Source organism: Uliginosibacterium sp. 31-12 (genome assembly GCF_030548425.1).
Taxonomy (GTDB): Bacteria; Pseudomonadota; Gammaproteobacteria; order Burkholderiales; family Rhodocyclaceae; genus Uliginosibacterium; species Uliginosibacterium aquaticum.
This window is the reverse complement of sequence record NZ_JAUOOA010000004.1, coordinates 98,522-118,460: the sequence shown is the minus strand read 5'-3', so window position 1 is coordinate 118,460 and position 19,939 is coordinate 98,522. Positions and strand designations below refer to the sequence as shown.

Below are 19,939 nucleotides of genomic sequence, written 5' to 3'. Positions count from 1 at the left end.
ATGACCAGCGGCGGCTTGAGCTGATTGAGCGGAGGTCGCGCGCGGTGTCCTGAACAAGTGGCCAAGTCTGCACCAGAGGCGCACGCCCTGCTCTATTTTCTGGGGCTTTATGGAAGCCTGGTGCCCTCGTTGCGCATGCAAGCCATGACATTTTATGTCTTGACATTTTATGTCTAAACTTCTAATCTCGAATCACCCTATTGCTTCGACATATTCAGGAGGCGGTGAGAACGATCATGAAAACCCTGCAAGAACAGTTGCGTGGACTGGATCTGATGACGAGTGCTGCACTCGGCGGCTTGAGCGTCCAACTGCAGCCGATCCCGGGCGATGTGGAGGTGATTCAGGTGAGCATTGAGCAGCGTGACGCCTTGCCGATCTATGTGACCTGCTCCGACAGCCAGGTGCTGTGCATGTGTTACCTGTGGGCCGATGAGGATGTGCGTGCCGAGCGGCGGACGGAATTGCTCGAGACCCTGCTGGATCTCAATCCCTCGGTGCCCTTGTCATCCTTTGGGCGGGTGGGCAAGCACTACGTGCTCCTGGGAGCCCTGTCGCGCAATGCGCGGGCCGAGGACGTAGCGCAGGACGTGGCCGCCTTGAGCGACAACGCCATTGACGCGCTGGACGCGATGTCCGAATTCTTGAATTGAGCGGAGGCGATCATGTCTGTACTGAAGAAACTGGCAACCTTGATGCGCAGCAGCGTGCGCGAGATTGGTGAGAGCGTTGTAGACGCTAACGCCACACGCATCTACGAACAGGAAATTCTCGACGCCAAGCACAACGTGGCGCAGGCACGTGGCGATCTGACAGGTGTGATGGCCAAGGAAATGCAGAGTGCCCGTGAGATCGAGCGCCTGCGTGGTGAAGTCGCCCGCTATGAGGCCCTGGCACTGGAAGCCCTCACCAAACAGCAGGACACGCTGGCGGAGGAGGTGGCTGGCCGTGTCGACGAGCTGGAACTTGAACTGAATGAGCAGACCAAGGCGCATGCCAGCTATGCCGTGCAGGTCGCACGCCTGAAGGAGTTGATCAAGGGCGCTGAGGCAAAGATCCGCGAGCATGAGCGCCAGATCGTGATGGCCAAGACGACCGAGAGCGTCTATCGCGCCACGCGCTCCATTGCCGATAGCGTGGATGGCACCGGCTCCAAGCTGCTCAGTGCCAAGGAGTCGCTCGAACGCATTCGCCAGCGTCACGAAGACCTGTCGGATCGCATGACGGCTGCCGAGCAACTGGAGCGCGAAGTGGGCAGCAAGGCGCTGGAAGCCAAGCTGGCGGCGGCCGGCATTGGTCCGGATGCCGATCGCAGGGCCGGCATCCTGGCCCGGATCCGGGCACGCGCCGAAACTTCCGTGGCCTCGAGTGAGGCCGATAAGCCGGCGGTCAGCGAATGAGCGTCAGCAACAAGCCGGCGCGCTGGCAGAGCTCGGATGAAGCGATCCGGGCTGTGCAGGTGGCTTTCGATGTGGAAGAGGCTGTGCTGTCGGCGGTGCGCCAGGCGGCCTTTGACCAGAATCTATCTACCTCGGACCAGATCCGCCAGATTTTGGGCTTGCCTGTTTCGAGCCGCCCCAAGCGGCCACGCCTGACGGTTTCGCTGGCGCAGGCGGATTACGAGATGCTCGGTGCTCGCTATGGCGTGCCTGCAGATGAGCGGCTGGCCATCAAGGAGCGTGTGACACGAGAATTGATTGCCTTTGCGCAGCATGGACAAAAGGGCAGGTCTGGCTAGACCTGCGCCGCCTGCAAGGTCTGGCAAGGAGAATCCGCCTCCAAGCGGATTGCATCGCATAACAGGGCGCCTGGCGTGGCCCGGATGGTACGGGGGAATCATGGGGAGTTTTATGGCAGCGGCTTTCAGTTATCCGACAGCGATACTGAGCGCCTTGCTGCTGGTCGTCGTCTTCTACTGGTTGCTGGCCTTGGTCGGCCTGGTGGATTTCGAAACCAGCGGCATCGAGATCGATACCGATGCGCAACTGGATGGTGATGCCGGCGACATCAGCGTGCTGGCCAGCTACATCCTCGCCATGGGGCTCAACGGCGTGCCTTTCTCCATCGTTGTCAGCCTGCTGACCCTGATTTCCTGGACGCTCACCTGCACCGCCGCAGAATGGCTGCTGCCCTTGCTGCCCGGCAAGCTGCCCGGTCTGCTGGCAGGAACACTGATCCTGCTGCTGTCACTCGCGTTGGCCATCGTGCTGACCGCTCGCATCGTGCGCCCTTTGCGCAAGCTCTTCGTCAGCCATAACGCGGTGTCCAACGCCAGCATCGTGGGCCAGAGCTGTCGCATCCTGACCGGCTCGGTAACCGAAAAATTCGGCCGTGCCGAAGTGGCCACGAATGGTGCGTCGATCAACATCCGGGTCTGGGCGGCCACTCCCAACACCCTGGGCAAAGGCGCCAGTGCAAGGATTCTTGAATACGAAGCCGATACCGGCCGCTATCAGGTCGCAGCCGAGCCCTGAGCGCAGTCCTTCATCACACCCCGTCACTAGTCACTCTCCATCCTTCTTATCCTGAGGATCTTTCATGGAACCGATTTACGTCGCCGCAGGCCTGGGCGCTCTCTTTCTGCTGGTCATCTTCGCGATGTTTGCCAAGTTCTACCGCAAGGTGGAACAGGGCTACGCGATGATCGTGAACACCCTGCGTGCTGAGCCCGAGGTCACTTTCACCGGCCGCATGGTGTATCCCATCATCCACAAGGCCGAGATGATGGATATCGCGCTCAAGACGGTGGAGATCGACCGCACCGGCAATGAAGGCCTGATCTGCCAGGACAACATCCGCGCCGATATCAAGGTGAAGTTCTTCGTGCGGGTGAACAAGACTTCCGAAGACGTGCTCAAGGTGGCACAGGGGATCGGCTGCGAGCGTGCCTCCAGCCCGGAGACGCTCGAAGAGTTGTTTTCCTCCAAGTTTTCCGAAGCCCTCAAGACGGTCGGCAAGGCGATGGATTTCGTCGAGCTCTATCAGGCGCGTGACAAGTTCCGCGACGAGATCATCCGCCAGATTGGCGATGATCTTTCCGGCTATGTGCTGGAAGACGCAGCCATTGATTACCTTGAGCAGACGCCGCTCTCCAAGCTCGATCCGCACAACATCCTCGATGCCCAGGGCATCAAGAAGATTACCGAGCTGACAGCGGTCGAAAATGTGCGCACCAATGAACTGCGTCGTAACGAAGAGATGCAGATCAAGAAGAAAGACGTTGAAACCAAGGAAACCCTGCTCGAACTGGAGCGTCAGCAGGCCGACGCAGAAGCTCGCCAGGCACGCGAGGTTGCCAATGTGCGGGCGCGTGAAAAAGCCGAGTCCGACAAGGTGGCCGCCGAGGAACACACCAAGGCTGAACTGGCGCGCCTGCAATCCGAACAGCTGATCGCGGTGCAGCAGGAAAACGTGCTGCGCGAGAAGGAAGTGGCGGAGAACAACCGCAAGCGTGCCGTGGCCATCGAAGAGGAAAAGGTCACCCGGGCCCGTGAGCTGGAGATTGTGGATCGCGAGAAGGAAGTCACGCTGCAGGAAATCGAACGGGACAAGGCTGTTGAAGTGCAGAAGAAGGCGATTGCCGACGTGGTGCGTGAGCGCATCGTGGTTGAGCGTACGGTTGCCGAGCAGGAAGAAGCGATCAAGGAATTGCGTGTCGTGGCCGAGGCCGATCGCACCAAGAAGGCCGTCGTAATCACCGCCGAAGGCAAGGCAGAAGAGCAACTGGTGCTGGAAGTGAAGGCGGCCGAGGCTGAGGAGCGGCGTGCCCGTCACAAGGCGGCCGAGGAGCTGACCCTGGCAGAAGCCAAGCTCAAGGTGGCCGAGAAGCAGGCCGAGGGCAAGAAGCGCGAGGCCGAGGGCGTGGAAGCCATGGCCGCCGCACCGGGCTTGGCCGACGCCAAGGTTCTGATGGTGTCCGCCGATGCCAAGGAAAAGCAGGGCATGGTCGATGCCAAGGTGAAGATCGCCGAGGCCGAGGCCGTCAGCAAATATGGTCTGGCCGAAGCCGACGCCTTGCGCGCCAAGATGGATGCCGAAGCCGAAGGCAAGGAAAAGCTTGGCTTGGCCGATGTGCATGTCCGCAGTGCGGATGCCGATGCCACTGTCAAATCCGGTCAGGCTGAAGCCCAGGTCATTGAAGCCCGCTTCCAGGCTGAGGCCAAGGGCTTGCGCGAGAAGTTCGATGCCATGAAGGCGATGAGCCAGGACACGCGCGAGCACGAGGAATTCCGCATGCGTCTGGAACGCGCGCATACCGAAACCATGGCTGGTATCGAAGCGCAGAGCGGCATCGCCAAGGACCAGGCCGAGGTACTGGGCACCGCACTGGCCAACGCCAAGATCGATATCGTGGGAGGCCAGGGCGATTACTTCGACAGCTTCGTGCGCGCCCTGTCGATCGGCAAGGGTATCGACGGCGCGATTGCCAAGAGCGATACGCTGAAGATCGGCCTCAAGGATCACTTGAGCGGTGAGCGTGACATGGTGGGTGATGTGCGCGACATCATTGGTGCGCTCGGAGGCTCCGCAGCTGAGCTGCAGAACCTCAGCGTGGCGGCTTTGCTGACCAAGGTGGCGCGCGATGGCAATGACAGCCAGAAGGCTGCGCTGCAGACCCTGATCGATGGTTTCCGCAAGTAACAAGGAGCCGATGCAATGAGCGAGAACCGTGATTACCTGGAGATAGCCTTCCGCTCCATCGAGTGTTTTTCCGACGATGGCAAGCTGCGCGTGGACGAGTTGCAGAAGCTGGTCGATGTCGCTTTGCGCGATGGTGTGGTGGATGCCAACGAGAAGCGCGTGTTGCGCAACATCCTGCGTCGCCTCAAGACCGATGAGCTGACGCCGGACATGCTCGCAAAGATCGACGCCGTACGCGCGGCAACGGGCATCTGATGGGCGCGCGCGTTGTTTGCAACTGTGCGCCACGCGCTGAGCTGGTGCGTGTCGAGCTCGCGCCCGGCTTGCCGGCGCAGCAATGCGAAGCCTGTGGTGGTGTGCTGCTGGGCATGGCCGATCATCGCCACTGGCGTGAAGCCGCGGCAGTTTCAGCCTTGCCTGGAGAGGCCGCGCCGGCGCTGAGCGATAGTCCATCGGCGCGGGCGTGCCCTGCCTGTACCCGCCTGATGCAGCGCTATCGCGCAGGCATGACACCGGATTTTCGCGTCGACCACTGCCCGGCCTGCCAGCTGGTGTGGCTGGACAAAGGCGAGTGGCAGGCGTTGGCCCAGGCAGGGCTGGCGACCCGGCTCGGCGAGATCGTCAGTGCAGCCTGGCAGCGACGCGTGCAGGGCGATGAACTGCGTGCGCGGCGCGAAGCTGGCCTGCGCAGCAAACATGGTGATGCCTGTATTGACGAGATCAAACGCGTGCGCGAATGGCTTGATGGCCAAGCGCAGCGCGATGAGTTGATTGCGTTGCTGCGCGCAGGTTGGTAATCAAGCCCCGCTTGCGGGGGCGCTGAACATTCAAGATGGCGAAGATGGACGACACCTCACAAACGCAACCCGCAAGCAGCCAGGCCGAAAGCATGCTGGCTGGCAGCAGCAGCTACGATCTGCTCAAGAAACGCTTGAGCGATCAGGGCGATGTGCTGCTGGCCCAGGCTTCTGCGCTCAATGCTGCGCGCGTCGCAGCCTTCGGCAAGTCTGATCAGGCGCTGATCCTGCGCGCGCGTGCGCGCACCGAAAACAACTGCGTGGCGCGCGACATCGTGCGCATCGGCGAGCTGCTGCTGTTCGGTTTCAACGTCACCCTGGGCCTGCGCCGTGAAACCGCGCCTGGCGACGTGTTTGCTCTGTATCGGCTGGCCTCCAGCGAGGGCGCCGATGAGCTGGAAAGCGTGCCGCTGGCCGGCAGCTTCCTCGAGGACACGCGCTTCGGTTCCGATTTTCGCGAGCTCTACGCCTACTACAAGCAGGCGCAGCTGATCCAGTTGCGGGTGACGCAGGACAAGTTGCTCGCGGCTTTCCGGATTGGTGCACAGCTGGGTGATGTGCGGGTGTTCCGCTGGAACATCGATCGGGATGGCGCGCTTACTTACATCGACAATCGTGGTGAGCGCGACATGGCTTTGCCGCCGACCCACGATTTCGAGTGGATTCCCACCACCCGCGAAGATCACGTGGGCGGCAAGCATCCGCATGTGAACATCCTTGACACCGTGTTCGTGGAAACGGTTGGCGGGGATCTCACGATCAAGATCGAGAACAATAGCGAGACCGGGCTGGGCATCCATTCCGAGCCGGTCGAGGATCGTAATCAGTCTCTGGCGGACGCCGAGATTGCCTATGCCAGGCTCGGTTCGCTGATCCTGCTGCGCGTGCGCCCGTATCGCGAGCAGCTCGAACGTTATCTGGTCTACAACATCCGCACCCAGCAAGTGCTCCGCATCGATGCCATTGGCAAGGCCTGCGTGCAGTTGCCGGAAGACCACGGCATCATTTTCCCCGGTGGTTATTACCTGCAGTCCGGCGAATCGAAGCGTTTCGACATGCCCGGTGAGGTGGTCGACAACCTGCGTTTCAAGCGCATGATCCGTTCGCCCAATGGCGAGGATGTGCTGTACGTCTTCTATGCGCCGGGCATCGGCCACTACGGCCTGTTCACCTACAACCTGATCAACAAGAGTCTGGCCACGCCCATTCTCGCCAATGGCTACGCACGCTATCCGGATGGCCGGGTGCTGGTCTTCATGGCCGATAGCGGTGAGCCGACCCGCGTTCACCCCATGCAGCTGTGGCAGACGCCCTTTTGCAGCGAGGAACACGCGGCGGCTTCCCCCAAGGCGCAAGGATTTTTTGGTCGCGTCGGCAATGCTGAGCTGGTTCGCGGCATATCCGAACTGATGGCCATTGCGCGTGCCCTGCGCGAACAAACCCCTACCCGCACGGCCTACGAAGATCTGATCCGTCAGTGTGTGCGTGTGCAGGACGCTTACTTCTGGCTTGATGCTAACGAGGCAGGCGGCCTGCTTTCCGGCCTGAAGCAGATTGCAGAAGGCGCCCGGCAGACGCTCGACGAGTTCGAGAAAGTCGACAGCATCCGGCGCGAATCGGCGGCGGCACTCACGCGTGCCCAGAGTGAGCAGCGGATATTGATGACCGATGTGGCCAGCATGCTCTGGCACAAACCGGATGATTTCGTGCAGGCCTTGGGCCGCCTGCGTGAGCAGCGTGGCAAGTTGCTGTCCCTGCGCGAGCTGCGCTATGTCGAGCTGGGCGTGATCGATACGCTGGATGCCGATCTGGCGGCCGAACAGGGCCGGGTGGGCGAGCGTGCCGTGCAGTTCCTGGCGGGGGATGCCGCCTTCAATGGCTATCGCGAGGCGCTCGCCAGGCAGGCTGGCGAATTGTTGCAGGCTGCCAACACCAGCGAGATTGATCGAATGCTGGCGGCGCTGGATCAAACGGCCAGCGGTCTCGATCTGCTCACCGAGCAGCTGGGCAGCCTGCCCGGTGGCGATGCGGTGATGCGCACCCGCATCCTGGACCAGATTGGCGCGGTGTATGCCGAAGCCAACCGCCTGCGAGCCGAAGCACGTCGCACCCGTAAAGGGCTGGGGGCAACTGAATCCGCGGCGGAGTTCGGCGCGCAGTTCAAGCTGTTCGGGCAGGCTGTCGAGAACGCGCTGGATTTTGCCGACACGCCGGAGAAGTGTGATGACGCGCTGACGCGTCTGCTGGCCCAGCTTGAGGAGCTTGAAGGGCGCTTCATCGAGCAGGAGGCTTACATCGCCGATATCGCCAGCAAGCGCGAATCGGTCTATGAGGCCATCACCGCGCGCAAGCAGAGTCTGCTCGAAGCGCGCCAGCGCCGCAGCCAGGCGCTGGTGGATGCGGCCGAGCGGATCCTGGAGGGTGTGCAGCGGCGTGTCGCGCAACTGATTGATCTGCCCGCCGTGCATAGCTACTTTGCCGGTGACCCCTTGCTCGGCAAGCTGCGCAAGCTGATCGAAGAGCTGCGGGCCATGAACGCCGCCGTGGCCGCAGATGAGCTGGATACGCGCCTGAAAACTGCACGCGATCAGGCCCAGCGTGCAGTTCGGGATCGCGCCGAACTGGTCAGTGATGGTGGCAATGCACTGCGCCTGGGCAAGCACGCTTTCACGGTCAGCCGTCAGGCGCTGGATATCACGCTGGCGCCGCGCGATGGCAGCCTCTTCTACCACCTCACCGGTACCGACTATTTCGCGCCGGTTGCGGATGCGCGTCTGGATGCACTCAAAGCCTACTGGCAGCAAAGCCTGATCTCCGAGAGTGCAGCCCTGTACCGTGCCGAGTACCTGGCTGGCAGCTTGCTGGAGTCCGTGCTGGAAGGCCGGGGGCCGGTGGCATGGGATGCGCTGCAAACGCTGTGCTCACAGTCGGAAGGCGCGGCACAGCTTGCTGAGCTGGTGCGCAAACACGCTGCCGAGCGCTATCAGGATGGATATCAGAAGGGTGTGCACGACAGCGATGCCCTGCAGATCCTGACGCATCTGGTCAGCATGCAGTCTGAAGCGGGTCTGCTCGCGTTTGGGCCGCTGGAGCGGGCCTGGGCTCAGCTGTTCTGGTTCCACGGCTGCTTCGATGCCGAGCGTGACACCTGGGCGCGCGGAGCCCGCGCCGCCGAGCAGATGCGGACGCTGTTTGGCGCACGGGCCAGCTTTGAGCGTCTGGTGGGCGAGGTGGCCCGCAGCATGGCTGGCTTCATGCTGCGCTTTGGTTTGCCAGATGGACTCGATGAGGCAGCGGTGCTGACGCTGCAGGAGCGCGCTGCCGAATATCTGGTCAGCCAGCTGGCCAGCGAGCGTGGCGTGGAGGCCTGGGTGATTGCGGCTGCCGGGGAGGATCTGGCGGCTGAACTCGTCCGCCAGCTCGAGCGGGCCGGCAAGCTCAGCGCCTGGCAGCAGGATCTTGCCCACGCCCAGCCTGCCGAGCGTTGGGCGCTAGCCTGTGAATGGCTGCGCGCCTTCGATGCGGCACAAGCGCAGTCGGCTGCAGCCTGGGTGCCCGACGCGGCCATCCAGCTGGCCCAGCCGGCCCAGCGCCTGCGTGTGAACGCCCAGCTGGACCGGGAGCTGCAAGGCCTGCTCGGTGAACATCCGTGTATCGTCGGCGGTGTATTGCGTCTGAACCTGAATGATTTCTGGCAACGCTACATCGCGCACTGCCGCAGCGTGGTGCCGGCCTTTACTGCCTTGCAGGCCTTGCGCCAGGAACTGATCGGCCGCGAGAAGACGCGCCTGCGTCTGGCCCAGTTCCAGGCCAAACCTCTGGCCACCTTTGTGCGCAACCGCCTGATCGATGAAGTCTATCTGCCCATTGTGGGCGATAACCTCGCCAAGCAACTGGGTACGGTGGGTGAAGGCAATCGCACCGATCGCATGGGCATGCTGCTGCTGATCTCGCCACCGGGCTATGGCAAGACCACCCTGATGGAGTATGTGGCGGACCGTCTGGGCCTGGTTTTCGTGCGTATCAACTGCCCGGTGCTGGGGCATGAGGTGACCGGGCTGGACCCGGCCAGCGCTGCCCATGCTGCGGCCCGGCAGGAGCTGGAGAAGCTCAACCTCGGCCTCGCCATGGGCAGCAATGTGATGCTGTATCTGGATGACATCCAGCACACCAGTCCGGAATTCCTGCAGAAATTCATTGCACTTGCCGATGGTACGCGCCGCATCGAAGGCGTATGGGACGGCCAGCCTCGCACTTACGACATGCGCGGCAAACGCTTCGCCGTGGTGATGGCAGGCAATCCCTATACCGAGTCGGGCGATGTGTTCCGGATCCCGGACATGCTGGCCAACCGCGCGGATATCTACAACCTCGGCGATGTGCTGGCGGGCCGCGAAGCGGTGTTTGCGCTGTCCTACATCGAGAACGCGATCACCGCCAATCCGGTATTGCTGCCGCTGGCCTCGCGCGACCCGAAGGATGTGCACCGCCTGGTGCGCCTGGCCGAAGGCGAGGAAGTGGCAGGCAGCGAGTTTTCGCATGCTTACAGCGCTCAGGAACTGGATGAGCTCACAGCCCTGCTGCAGCGCCTGTTCCGTGCTCGCAACATGCTGCTGAAGGTGAATGCCAGCTACATCGCGTCAGCCGCGCAGCAGGAGGATTACCGCAGCGAACCGCCTTTCAAGCTGCAGGGCAGTTACCGCAACATGAGCAAGCTTGCCGCGCGGATTACGCCCCTGATGACGGATCAGGAGCTGGATTCCCTGCTGCGTGACCACTATCGCGGTGAGGCCCAGACCCTCACGACCGGCGCCGAAGAGAACCTGCTCAAGCTGGCCCACCTGCTTGAAGCGCCAACGCCTGAAGAGCAGGCGCGCTGGCAGGAAATCCGGGAAGAGTTCATGCGCCTTCGCAAACTCGGTAGCAGCGATGATGGCAGCACGCGAATTGCCAATACCGTGCTCGATCTGGCCCGGGCCGTCGACGGTCTCAAGCGCGATTCGCGCCTGGATGACAGCCTGCGCCAGGGGCTTACGGCACTGGCGGAAACGCTTGGCGCGATCAAGCCCAAGATCACCATCACGAACGCTGCGCCGGATCTGGCTGGCTTGGGCGAGTCCCTCAAAGGCATGACGGACGCCTACGATCGGGTGCTGCTGCCGTTGGTGACGGCCACTTATCACAAGATGAAACTGGACCATACGCTGTGGGAAGAAATGAAGCGCATGTCCGGTTACGTTGAAAAACTTGAAAAATCACTCGAAGCCGGGGCTGTCCGCAGCAAATCCGGTGACAAGGCCTGAGCGAGGAGAAGCAAGCGAATGAAGCGAACCCAGTATGCCTGGCCCCTGCCAGAGGCTATCAACGCTCGCCTGGGCAGCGAGAGCTGGGGCGCCCAGCGTGCCATCTTCGAGGCCGGGCATTTGCTGCTCGTGCTGCACACGCCGCCGCGTGGCGATGGCAACGAGCGTGAGCACGAAGTCTTCCTGCGGCTGCCCGAAGGCAAGTGGATGCACAAGGGGCTGGATCGCGGCGAGCATGCTCTGAACAAATACCTGGAGGACTATCTCGGCCTGCATGCCGAGTTGGAAGGGCGCTTCGAGAAAGCACACGGCATCGACGCGCTGTTTGCCATCATTGACAGCCTGATTCCGATTGCACGTGCCTCTGCCAACATGAAGGCTGCTCTGCAGTCTGCCCGCGAGCAACTGGGCAACGACCCGCGCATCATCGATTTTCGAGATCGCAGCGTCGAGATCGCGCGTGGTTTCGAGCTTCTGCTGGCGGATGCCCGCCTGGCGCTGGAGTTCCGCCTGGCACGCAGCGCTGAGGAACAGACCCGGGCCGCAGAGGCTGGCAACCGGGCCCAGCACAAGCTCAATACCCTGGCCGCTATCGCCTTTCCGTTGATGAGCGTATCGGCCGTATTCGGCATGAATCTGCACAGCGGGCTGGAACAGATGCCGGCGCTGCTTTTCTGGCTGGTGTTCATTGGCGGGCTCGGGCTCGGCATGCTGGTCAAGAGCTGGATCGGCGTCAGCGCGCCCGAAGCGGGCAGCAAGAAGAAGTCCGGACGATCCTGAGCGCCGCCATGCACGCCCACCTTGAAGAAGCCATTAACCGGCTCGAAGCCAGTTTTGTTGATCAGCGCCTCAGCGAAGAAGAGCGGCGCGGCCTGACTGAAGTGCTGCGAGAGGTACGGCCACTCGAAGAGAATCTGCGCCATGTGCGCAAGCTCGCGTTTGCAATTGCCCGCCAGCATCTGGGCGAGGACGCTGCCGTGCAGGATATCTTGCGTTGGCTGGAGGGCGTGATGCGGGCGCTTGATTCCGCGCGCCCAGCCCCTGCTAGCGCCAGCCACGCGGTTTTCTTCAGCCCGGGCCAGGACTGCCTGAACGCCATCCTGCAACGCCTGCGCCAGGCTGCCAGGCAGATCGACATCTGCGTGTTCACGATCTCGGACGACCGGATCAGCGAAGAGATCCACGCAGCATATCGGCGTGGCGTACGTATCCGCCTGATTACCGACAACGAAAAGGAAGACGATGTCGGCAGTGACATCGCCGCGCTGCGGCAGTCCGGCATTCCGGTCCGCGTTGATCGCAGCACCGCCCACATGCATCACAAGTTCGCGCTGCTCGATCAGAGCTACCTTCTCAACGGTAGTTACAACTGGACGCGCAGTGCCGCGCACAGCAATGAGGAAAACCTCGTCGTGAGCAAGGATGCGGCGCTCGTGGCGGCCTTCTCCACCCAGTTCGAACAGCTCTGGAGTGCTTTGGGCAACTGAAGTTTGCCTACGCCGGCCTTCCGGGCAGTCTCCGGCGGCGGCTCTTCACTTCGGGTCTGGCCCGCCGTCAAGAAAGAGACTCTGTTTCTCTTTGCGGAATCATCATGCATCCCATCCCGAGGTATTTCGTTCTTGCAGGGTTGAGCCTCTTTGCGCTGACGGCCGCCGCGCAGGAATCCCTGCGGCTGTGTCACAACCAGGACGAATCTTTTCCCTGGCTGCTTAAGCGTACGCCCGGAGTCAGCCAGATCATGGCCACCGAAGCGGCCAAGGCGCTGAAGATCAAGCTGGTTCTGCTGCCGATGCCGGGCGCCGGCTGTGTCGAGGCGGTGCAACAAGGCCGCGTGGATGGCGCGATCAGCATAGTCTTCCTGCCGGAACGGCTGACCAGCATGGTGTATCCGGGCCCGGCCAGCGGACCCGCCGATGTCCAGCAGCGCATGTACAACAACAGTGTCAGCCTGTTTCATCGCAAGCAGGACAAGCTGCTCTGGGACGGCAAGAAACTGCAGGTGAGCGGGGTGGTCGGTGTCCGGCGCGGCAATTTCGCGGCTCAAACCCTGCTGGCCATGGGGATCAAAGTGGATAGCACGTCCACGTCCTATGTGGAACTCTTCAAGCGCCTGGAGCGTGGCGAGATTGCTGCCGCTGTCATCGAGACTATCGACGGCAGCGAAATGCTTCGCCATACCATCAGCCTGCGCAGCCTGATTGAAATGCACCCGCAGCCCTTTGAGCGCGAGGCTTTTTACACCGTCTTCTCCAAGGCTTACGCGAGTCGCAAACCTCAGCTCGTGAAGGACTTCTGGAAGCAGTTGCAGCAACTACGGACTTCTCCGGAATTCGCCGGAAATGTGCAGTACCTGGTGCGCAATCTGGATTGAGCGGGCAGGTACCAGCCCTTCAACGCAAGGTGGAGCTGGCCAGCTTGGCGGCCAGGGCCAGCAGCACCGCACCGATACAGCGTTCGAACCAGACCATGCGGTGGCGCAGCCAATTCAGCACCTGAGGGGAGGAGAACAGGCTCGCGACCAGCCCGAACCAGAGCAGGGATTCGCCCACAAGCAGGATGCCGATCAGGGCGGTTTCGGCGTGCCCCAGCTCTGGCGTCAGCACCTGCGAGAGGATGGAGCCGAAATAGAGCATGGCTTTCGGATTCAACAGGTTGGTCAGGAAGCCGGTCACGAAGGCACGGCCGCCGGCTTGAGCGGCCTGAGCCTCGGGCAGTGCGCCACGCGAGCGCAGGCACTGCACGCCCAGCCAGCCCAGATAAAGCGTCCCGACGATGGCCAGCAGGCGGGAGAGCCCCGGCAGCGCTGCCAGCACCAGCGATAAGCCCAGCGCACAGATCAGGACATACACACCAATGGCACTGGCTACGCCGGCTGCGGCCCATAGCCCCGTCTGCCGTCCCGAGACGATCGAAAGACGCGTGACCACCGCGAAGTCCGGCCCCGGTGAAATCAGCGCCAGCGCGTGGATGCTCAGGACGAACAGCAGGGAGTCGAGGGACATGGAGAGGTTTCTTGAAACGCGAGGGCTTGCCGAATGCTACGCCGTCTCTCTCAGGTGCGGATGGCCCCCGGCAATTTCAATCTCCTATCGGCTGTCTTTGCGGCGGATTGCACTGTGTTCCGTGTCGTCCTACACGTTTGCTGTGGAGGGTAGCGGGAAAAGCCGGCTGACCCCGTAGGTGCAGGCTGCAATGGTGGCAAGAAATCCGGCCAGAAACCACGGGAAAGGCAGCACTCCGTAGGCCAAGGGCTTGGCGACACCGAGGAAGCTGCCGTAGAGCAGGCAGCCCGCTGAAATCCCGAACATCAGCTTGCGGCGCAGCGCCGAAGCCGTCTGGATGGTTTTCCTGATTCCCCATGAGTTCAAGCCCCACAGCAGCACGAGGCTCACCTTGGTCCACAGCTTGGGATTGTTCAGGTATTCGCTCAGCCCGTTCAGGTAGATGCCGACGCTGATCAGGATGGCGCCCGAGATCCACAGATGAGCTTCGCCCCAGTTGAAGACGTACCGCCAGACGGGGTGGCTGCTTTCCTCTCCACGCAAGACGCGGGCGAAGTGGAAAATCGCCATCATGGCCGCCACGGTTGCCATGAGGTGGTAGAAGGCCGCAAGTGCGACGATGAATTTTGCAGTCATTTTCAGGCCATCAATATCAGGGGCTTGTCGGGTGTTGTCGGCTCGCAGTGAGGCCGGCGCGATGGATCGTGTTCTCGGCTGCCCCGTTGTGGGAGCCCCCCGGAATCGGCCGGCACAAGCATTTGGCGGCAGATCAGGATGCCGTGCACACCAATGGCTAACCCAAGGAAAGAACAGGACTCCGTAAATGATAATGATTCCTGATTGGAGTTCATTTACGTATATCAATAAAGCCGGCCTGCGCGGAGCGAAACGCTCTGCCTGAACCTGCCGTCCTCCGCTCGTGCGTCAAATCGCGCCGGAGTAAAGCGGCAGGAATCCGCCCGGTGCGCGCGCTGCAGTTCTGATCAGCTGCGTTGGTGAGCGGCGCGACCAATCCCCGTCTTGCCTGGGGGTACGGCTTCAAGCTGTGTGCTTTGCGGAGTGATGTCCCAAGAGGGCGCGGTGCGTGCTGGCGCGTGAAGACATTCGCTAGCATCGATGGCTTCAACCCTTGCTGCCACTGGCGCCGAAAGGACACCGCATGATGGGTCGTATGTCGCCTCCGCCATGTACCACGGCTTTGCTATCGCATCTGGGGGCATTCTTGTGTGGCGTACTGGGGCTGGTACTGAGCGCCTGCGGCAGCCCTCCGGCGCCGCCTCAGCAAGCCGGCGTGCAAATGCACAAGGGTCCGATCTTCAACGAGGCGTTCACGGATGGTTTCATGATTGCCGTGGATGAACAGCGCTATCAGTTCCGCCCTCAGCTCATTGGCGAAATCCGCCTTGAAAGCGGCCAGCTCGTGGCCTGCGATCCGTTGGTCAGTTGCGATCTCCCCTTCACTCAAGCCGTGCCCGCCGGGCGTTTCCCGCTTCAACTGGCGATAGCCCGCAACGGGGAAGATGAGCGGATCGGTTTCGCCCGAATCGTCTTTGCCCCGGGGCGGATCGAGGCCTGGGAGCTGGCGCTCACCGCCGGCCAGGATCGCGCCAGCCTCAAGCCGGGCGAATTCTTCGGCTACGGCGTGGACAGCGGAACCGGCGCATTCATGGATCTGGCCGCCTTGCGCGAATTCGAAGCGCGGCGCCAGCGTGAGGGCGAGGAATTCGACGATGCTTTGTTCGAAGAACTCGACAAGCATTACCAGCACACGCGCAGCTGGCACCTGCTTGAAACCGCCAAGGGAACAGTGGCCATGTTCTCCAGTGGCTATGGCGATGGTGTGTATTCCACCTGGTTCGGTTACGACAGTCGCGGCAAGCTGATCGCTGCGATCACTGATTTTGGTCTGGTGCCTTGGGAGTGAGGGCTGGCAGGGGCAAAAAAGCTGGAATTCAAGGCTGTGTGGGGGGGAGCGTGAGGACCGGAGTAGCCTGAATTTAGGCTCCGACAATCCCCCAGATTCATACCTTCAGCCTGCGTCTGAACCACTCGCACGCTTAATTTTTTGACGAAATTGAGCCACCCTTACCCTAAGGTGTCTCAAAGAGTCTTTTGTGTTTTGGGGCATTAATCGACGTATAGCCCTGTCAAACTTACCTGCAGAAGCCCAACCTTTTTTGCTATTACAGGCTTTACAAGCCAACACAATGTTAAGGATAGAGTCAGTTCCTTCGCTGGCCAAAGGCTCTACGTGATCGCGACTGAAAGACTTCTTGCCTTCGTTATCAATAAGCTCGGAAAAACAGTAATAGCAACGTCCATCCTGTACTTGGTAAAGCTCAAAAATTTCTGATTTGGAATGACTAACTCCTCCCGCCTTAATCAGTGCAGATCGACGGTTGTGATTATGGTGCGCTTTGCGCCGGCGCGTTTCCTTTTCACACTCATTACGAAGCTGAGCTTGTTTGGCATACGAAATTTCAAGAACTACAAACCCCAGACCTTCTCTTCGGCTACATGCCAAATGCTTGGTTAAGTCAACAGTAGCACGGCGGCAAAAATGACATGTGGTTTCATTCCCAAGAAAAGCGGCAAACATTTCGGATGTCCCGTAGCTTTCAGAAGAACCATCACCCGTTGAGCGTAGATAGAGCCAAATTTCTTTGTGGTGACAAAGAATCTGGTCCAGAAGAAAGTTCAGTCGTGGCATGTAAATCTGCAATTAGATTTGATTTCATCAAATTTTGCTGCAAATCAGCATCCAAAACAAAAACCCCGCCGAAGCGGGGTTTTGTCTTTGAGGCTTTGGTGCAAAGCGCGCACCGGTCGCGGGGAAATCGTAGCGAGCGGGCCGAGGTCGAAACGCGGAGCGGAAACGTACGAATAGTACGTTGAGCACCACAGTTTCGAGATCGGCACGCGCAGTAGATTCCACGCGTGCCGGAGGGGTCACATGCCCATGCCGCCCATGCCACCCATACCGCCCATGTCAGGCATGCCGCCGGCCGGCTTGTCTTCAGCCAGTTCGCCGATCATGCAGTCGGTGGTGAGCATCAGGGATGCGACGGAAGCAGCGTTCTGCAGTGCGGTGCGGGTGACCTTGGTCGGATCCAGCACGCCCATTTCAACCATGTCGCCATACACGCCGTTGGCAGCGTTGAAGCCGAAGTTGCCCTTGCCTTCCAGCACCTTGGAGACGACCACGGAGGGCTCGTCACCGGCGTTCTGAACGATCTGGCGCAGCGGCTCTTCGATCGCGCGCAGCACGATCTTGATGCCGGCTTCCTGATCGGGGTTGTCACCCTTCACAGCGCCGATTTGCGAGCGGGCACGCAGCAGGGCCACGCCGCCGCCGGCCACGATGCCTTCTTCCACTGCAGCGCGGGTAGCGTGCAGGGCGTCTTCAACGCGAGCCTTCTTTTCCTTCATTTCGACTTCGGTGGCAGCGCCAACCTTGATCACAGCAACACCGCCGGCCAGCTTGGCCTTGCGCTCTTGCAGCTTTTCCTTGTCGTAGTCGGAAGTGGAAGCCTGGATCAGTGCTTCGATCTGGGCGACACGCGCCTGGATGGCGTCAGCCTTGCCCACGCCGTCGATGATGGTGGTGTTTTCCTTCTCGACTTCGATGCGCTTGGCTTGGCCGAGGTCAGCCAGCGTGGCCTTCTCGAGCGACAGGCCAACTTCTTCGCTGATCACTTGACCGCCGGTCAGGATGGCGATGTCTTCCAGCATGGCCTTGCGACGATCGCCGAAGCCCGGAGCCTTGACGGCAACAGTCTTCAGGATGCCACGGATGTTGTTCACCACCAGGGTGGCCAGCGCTTCGCCATCGACGTCTTCAGCGATGATCAGCAGCGGGCGGCCAGCCTTGGCGACTTGCTCCAGAACCGGCAGCAGGTCACGGATGTTGGAAACCTTCTTGTCGTACAGCAGCACGAAGGGGCTATCCATCGTGGCGATCTGACGATCCTGGTTGTTGATGAAGTAGGGCGACAGGTAGCCGCGGTCGAATTGCATACCTTCGACGACGTCCAGCTCGTTGTCCAGGCTCTTGCCGTCTTCAACGGTGATCACGCCAGCCTTGCCAACCTTGTCCATCGCGGTAGCGATGATTTCGCCGATGGAAGCGTCGCTGTTGGCGGAGATGGAGCCGACCTGAGCGATTTCCTTGCTGGTGGAACAGGGCTTGGAGACCTTCTTCAGCTCTTCGATCAGGGCTGCAACAGCCTTGTCGATGCCGCGCTTCAGGTCCATCGGGTTCATGCCGGCGGCCACGAACTTCATGCCTTCGCGCACGATGGCCTGGGCCAGCACGGTGGCGGTGGTGGTGCCGTCACCGGCGATGTCGGAGGTCTTGGAAGCGACTTCCTTGACCATCTGGGCGCCCATGTTCTCGAACTTGTCCTTCAGTTCGATTTCCTTGGCGACGGAGACACCATCCTTGGTCACGGTCGGGGCGCCGTAGGAGCGCTCCAGCACCACGTTGCGACCCTTCGGGCCGAGGGTGACTTTAACGGCATTGGCGAGAACGTTAACGCCAGCAACCATGCGTTCGCGAGCGGAATCGCCGAACTTGACTTCTTTAGCAGCCATTTATAGCTCCAGTGATATTCAGAAAATTCGTGGAATGAAAGGAGGTGCGCTGCGTGAGCGGAGCCTTTAGCCCGACCCGCATTCGTTGCGCGAAACCAGTCCTTACTCGATGACGCCGAAGATGTCTTCTTCGCGCATCACCAACAGTTCTTCGCCGTCGACCTTGACGGTCTGGCCGCTGTACTTGCCGAAGATGACCTTGTCGCCAGCCTTCAGTTGCAGGGCGCGCACGGAGCCGTCATCCAGCAGCTTGCCGGTGCCGACGGAGACCACTTCACCCATGTCGGGTTTTTCAACGGCAGAGCTGGCCAGAACGATGCCGGAAGAAGTCTTTTCTTCGGCTTCAACGCGCTTGACGACCACGCGGTCGTGCAGGGGACGAATCTTCATATCCACTCCTGTTAAGGGTTTGATTTAAAAAATCTTGGGTGCGTGGCACCCGGGGGAACCCGGGGAGGGCCGGGGCGGCTGACGCCGCGCTGTTAGCACTCTCCCCTGACGAGTGCTAATGATAGGGGCGGGGTGGGGCGGTTTCAAGGGACGACCGTTAACTATTTTTGTTACGCACCAACGGCTTGGGTAAGCCAAGGCGGCCCAAAGCCGCTGGCAGAGGGGCTGCCGACAAGCCTCTGCTGGGGTTGGCGATGCGTTACGGCGCCTTCTGTGCAGACACCGCTGGAGGTTTGCAGGTACTCGTCCCGAGCGGGCTCAGTCTGCGTGTTCGGCCTTGTGTCCGCGCCACACAGCGGGGTGGGTACTAATCAGGCTGGCGACGATGATCATGGCGATGCCCAAGATGGAGAGCAGGGAAATCCGGTCTCCCCACAGCAGCGTGCCGTAGAGGCTGGAGAAGATCACCGTCGAATAGCCTACGCTGGCCGTGACGATGGCCCGCCCGCGCCCGAAGGCCCGGCTCAACGTGAGCTGGCCGAGGCCGCCGCACAGTCCGACGGCGATCAGGTAGCCCCACTCAAGCTCACTCGCCTGCGTGGCAGAAGAAGATAGCCACAGCGCCACGGGCAAGGCCAGCAGGGCCGTAGTCAGGGAAAAGATGCACACGGTGCGCCATTCAGGCTCGCCGGCACGCCCCAACTCGCGCAGGTTAAGCTGCGCTACGCAGGTCAGAAAGGCCGACGCCAGGCCATAGGCTGCGCCCACCCACTGTTCCTGGGCAAAGCTTGGCTGCAGCACCAGTACCACACCGGCAAAACCCAGCGCCAGCGCGCCAAACACCGCGCGCGGTGGCGGCTGACGGAAAGACAGGATGCCCGCGAGAAACAGCGCCGAGGTGTTGTTAAGCGTGACTGCCGTGGCCAGCGGCAGGTGCGTGATCGCCAGGAAGTACAGCAGCATCGACAGGGTGCCGGCGGTGGAGCGGTACAGATGGCTTTTCCAGTGTACCGAGTACAGCGAACGCTGCTGCCACAGCACCCATGCGCCCAGGATCAGGGCCGGCACCAGACCACGTACACCCACGATCTGGCCGATGTTGAAATGGCTGCCAACGGATTTTACGCAGGCGCCCATGGTGGCAAACAGAAAGCAGGTCAGCAGCATCCACAGCGCGTTCATCTCGGCATCCCCTGAAAGGAGGCGCCATTCT

At 61.2% G+C, this 19,939-nt stretch carries 18 protein-coding genes; 12 read left to right on the top strand and 6 right to left on the bottom strand.

Going from position 1 to position 19,939, the window contains the following annotated elements; translation table 11 throughout:
- The first annotated feature begins 236 nt into the window (after nt 1-236).
- The 11 genes from Q3Y64_RS09490 (at nt 237) to Q3Y64_RS09440 (ending at nt 13,112) form a co-directional block, all read left to right on the top strand.
- Entirely contained in the window at nt 237-653 is a 417-nt protein-coding gene (locus tag Q3Y64_RS09490; protein WP_101940434.1) for a DUF2170 family protein, read from the top strand.
- Between the two features lie 12 nt (nt 654-665).
- A complete protein-coding gene (locus Q3Y64_RS09485; protein ID WP_303561299.1) occupies nt 666-1,400 on the top strand; it encodes a PspA/IM30 family protein in 735 nt (244 codons plus the stop codon).
- Nucleotides 1,397-1,738: a hypothetical protein gene (locus Q3Y64_RS09480; RefSeq protein ID WP_101940432.1), complete on the top strand. Its 342-nt coding sequence runs from the start codon at nt 1,397-1,399 to the stop codon at nt 1,736-1,738. Before Q3Y64_RS09485 ends, Q3Y64_RS09480 begins: the two co-directional genes overlap by 4 nt.
- A 112-nt stretch (nt 1,739-1,850) precedes the next feature.
- Entirely contained in the window at nt 1,851-2,474 is a 624-nt protein-coding gene (locus tag Q3Y64_RS09475) for an OB-fold-containig protein (RefSeq protein ID WP_216821612.1), read from the top strand.
- A 64-nt stretch (nt 2,475-2,538) separates the two neighbouring features.
- Nucleotides 2,539-4,641: a flotillin family protein gene (locus tag Q3Y64_RS09470; RefSeq protein WP_303561295.1), complete on the top strand. Its 2,103-nt coding sequence runs from the start codon at nt 2,539-2,541 to the stop codon at nt 4,639-4,641.
- 15 nt (nt 4,642-4,656) lie between these two features.
- Complete coding sequence (locus Q3Y64_RS09465) at nt 4,657-4,896, top strand: hypothetical protein (protein WP_101940429.1); 240 nt, start codon at nt 4,657-4,659, stop codon at nt 4,894-4,896.
- On the top strand, nt 4,896-5,438 hold the full coding sequence (locus tag Q3Y64_RS09460) for a zf-TFIIB domain-containing protein (RefSeq protein ID WP_303561293.1): 543 nt from the start codon (nt 4,896-4,898) through the stop codon (nt 5,436-5,438). Before Q3Y64_RS09465 ends, Q3Y64_RS09460 begins: the two co-directional genes overlap by 1 nt.
- Nucleotides 5,439-5,482: 44 nt before the next feature.
- Nucleotides 5,483-10,741, top strand: coding sequence for a DNA repair ATPase (locus Q3Y64_RS09455; RefSeq protein WP_303561291.1), 5,259 nt, complete (start codon nt 5,483-5,485; stop codon nt 10,739-10,741).
- Between the two features lie 18 nt (nt 10,742-10,759).
- Entirely contained in the window at nt 10,760-11,521 is a 762-nt protein-coding gene (locus Q3Y64_RS09450; protein WP_101940426.1) for a hypothetical protein, read from the top strand.
- Nucleotides 11,522-11,529: 8 nt separating this feature from the next.
- Nucleotides 11,530-12,228: a phospholipase D-like domain-containing protein gene (locus tag Q3Y64_RS09445; protein ID WP_303561288.1), complete on the top strand. Its 699-nt coding sequence runs from the start codon at nt 11,530-11,532 to the stop codon at nt 12,226-12,228.
- 104 nt (nt 12,229-12,332) lie between these two features.
- Complete coding sequence (locus Q3Y64_RS09440; RefSeq protein WP_303561286.1) at nt 12,333-13,112, top strand: ABC transporter substrate-binding protein; 780 nt, start codon at nt 12,333-12,335, stop codon at nt 13,110-13,112.
- Between the two features lie 19 nt (nt 13,113-13,131).
- Here the strand turns inward: Q3Y64_RS09440 and Q3Y64_RS09435 are convergent, their stop codons facing one another.
- Nucleotides 13,132-13,743, bottom strand: a complete 612-nt coding sequence (locus tag Q3Y64_RS09435; protein WP_303561284.1) for a LysE family translocator — start codon at nt 13,741-13,743, stop codon at nt 13,132-13,134.
- Nucleotides 13,744-13,872: 129 nt separating this feature from the next.
- Nucleotides 13,873-14,379, bottom strand: coding sequence for a hypothetical protein (locus tag Q3Y64_RS09430; protein ID WP_303561283.1), 507 nt, complete (start codon nt 14,377-14,379; stop codon nt 13,873-13,875).
- 661 nt (nt 14,380-15,040) lie between these two features.
- Here Q3Y64_RS09430 and Q3Y64_RS09425 point away from each other — a divergent pair.
- Nucleotides 15,041-15,667: a DUF4241 domain-containing protein gene (locus Q3Y64_RS09425; RefSeq protein WP_170023196.1), complete on the top strand. Its 627-nt coding sequence runs from the start codon at nt 15,041-15,043 to the stop codon at nt 15,665-15,667.
- A 105-nt stretch (nt 15,668-15,772) separates the two neighbouring features.
- On the opposite strand, the gene Q3Y64_RS09420 is transcribed toward Q3Y64_RS09425, so the two are convergent.
- The 4 genes from Q3Y64_RS09420 to Q3Y64_RS09405 all read right to left on the bottom strand — a co-directional run bounded on the left by Q3Y64_RS09420 (nt 15,773) and on the right by Q3Y64_RS09405 (nt 19,908).
- Nucleotides 15,773-16,453, bottom strand: coding sequence for an HNH endonuclease (locus Q3Y64_RS09420; RefSeq protein WP_303561280.1), 681 nt, complete (start codon nt 16,451-16,453; stop codon nt 15,773-15,775).
- A gap of 239 nt (nt 16,454-16,692) precedes the next feature.
- The gene (gene groL, locus Q3Y64_RS09415) at nt 16,693-18,336 is read right to left on the bottom strand and encodes a chaperonin GroEL (protein ID WP_101940418.1); all 1,644 of its coding nucleotides are present in this window, start codon (nt 18,334-18,336) and stop codon (nt 16,693-16,695) included.
- Between the two features lie 102 nt (nt 18,337-18,438).
- On the bottom strand, nt 18,439-18,726 hold the full coding sequence (groES, locus tag Q3Y64_RS09410) for a co-chaperone GroES (RefSeq protein WP_101940417.1): 288 nt from the start codon (nt 18,724-18,726) through the stop codon (nt 18,439-18,441).
- 318 nt (nt 18,727-19,044) lie between these two features.
- Complete coding sequence (locus tag Q3Y64_RS09405) at nt 19,045-19,908, bottom strand: DMT family transporter (RefSeq protein WP_101940416.1); 864 nt, start codon at nt 19,906-19,908, stop codon at nt 19,045-19,047.
- Nucleotides 19,909-19,939: the final 31 nt, after the last annotated feature.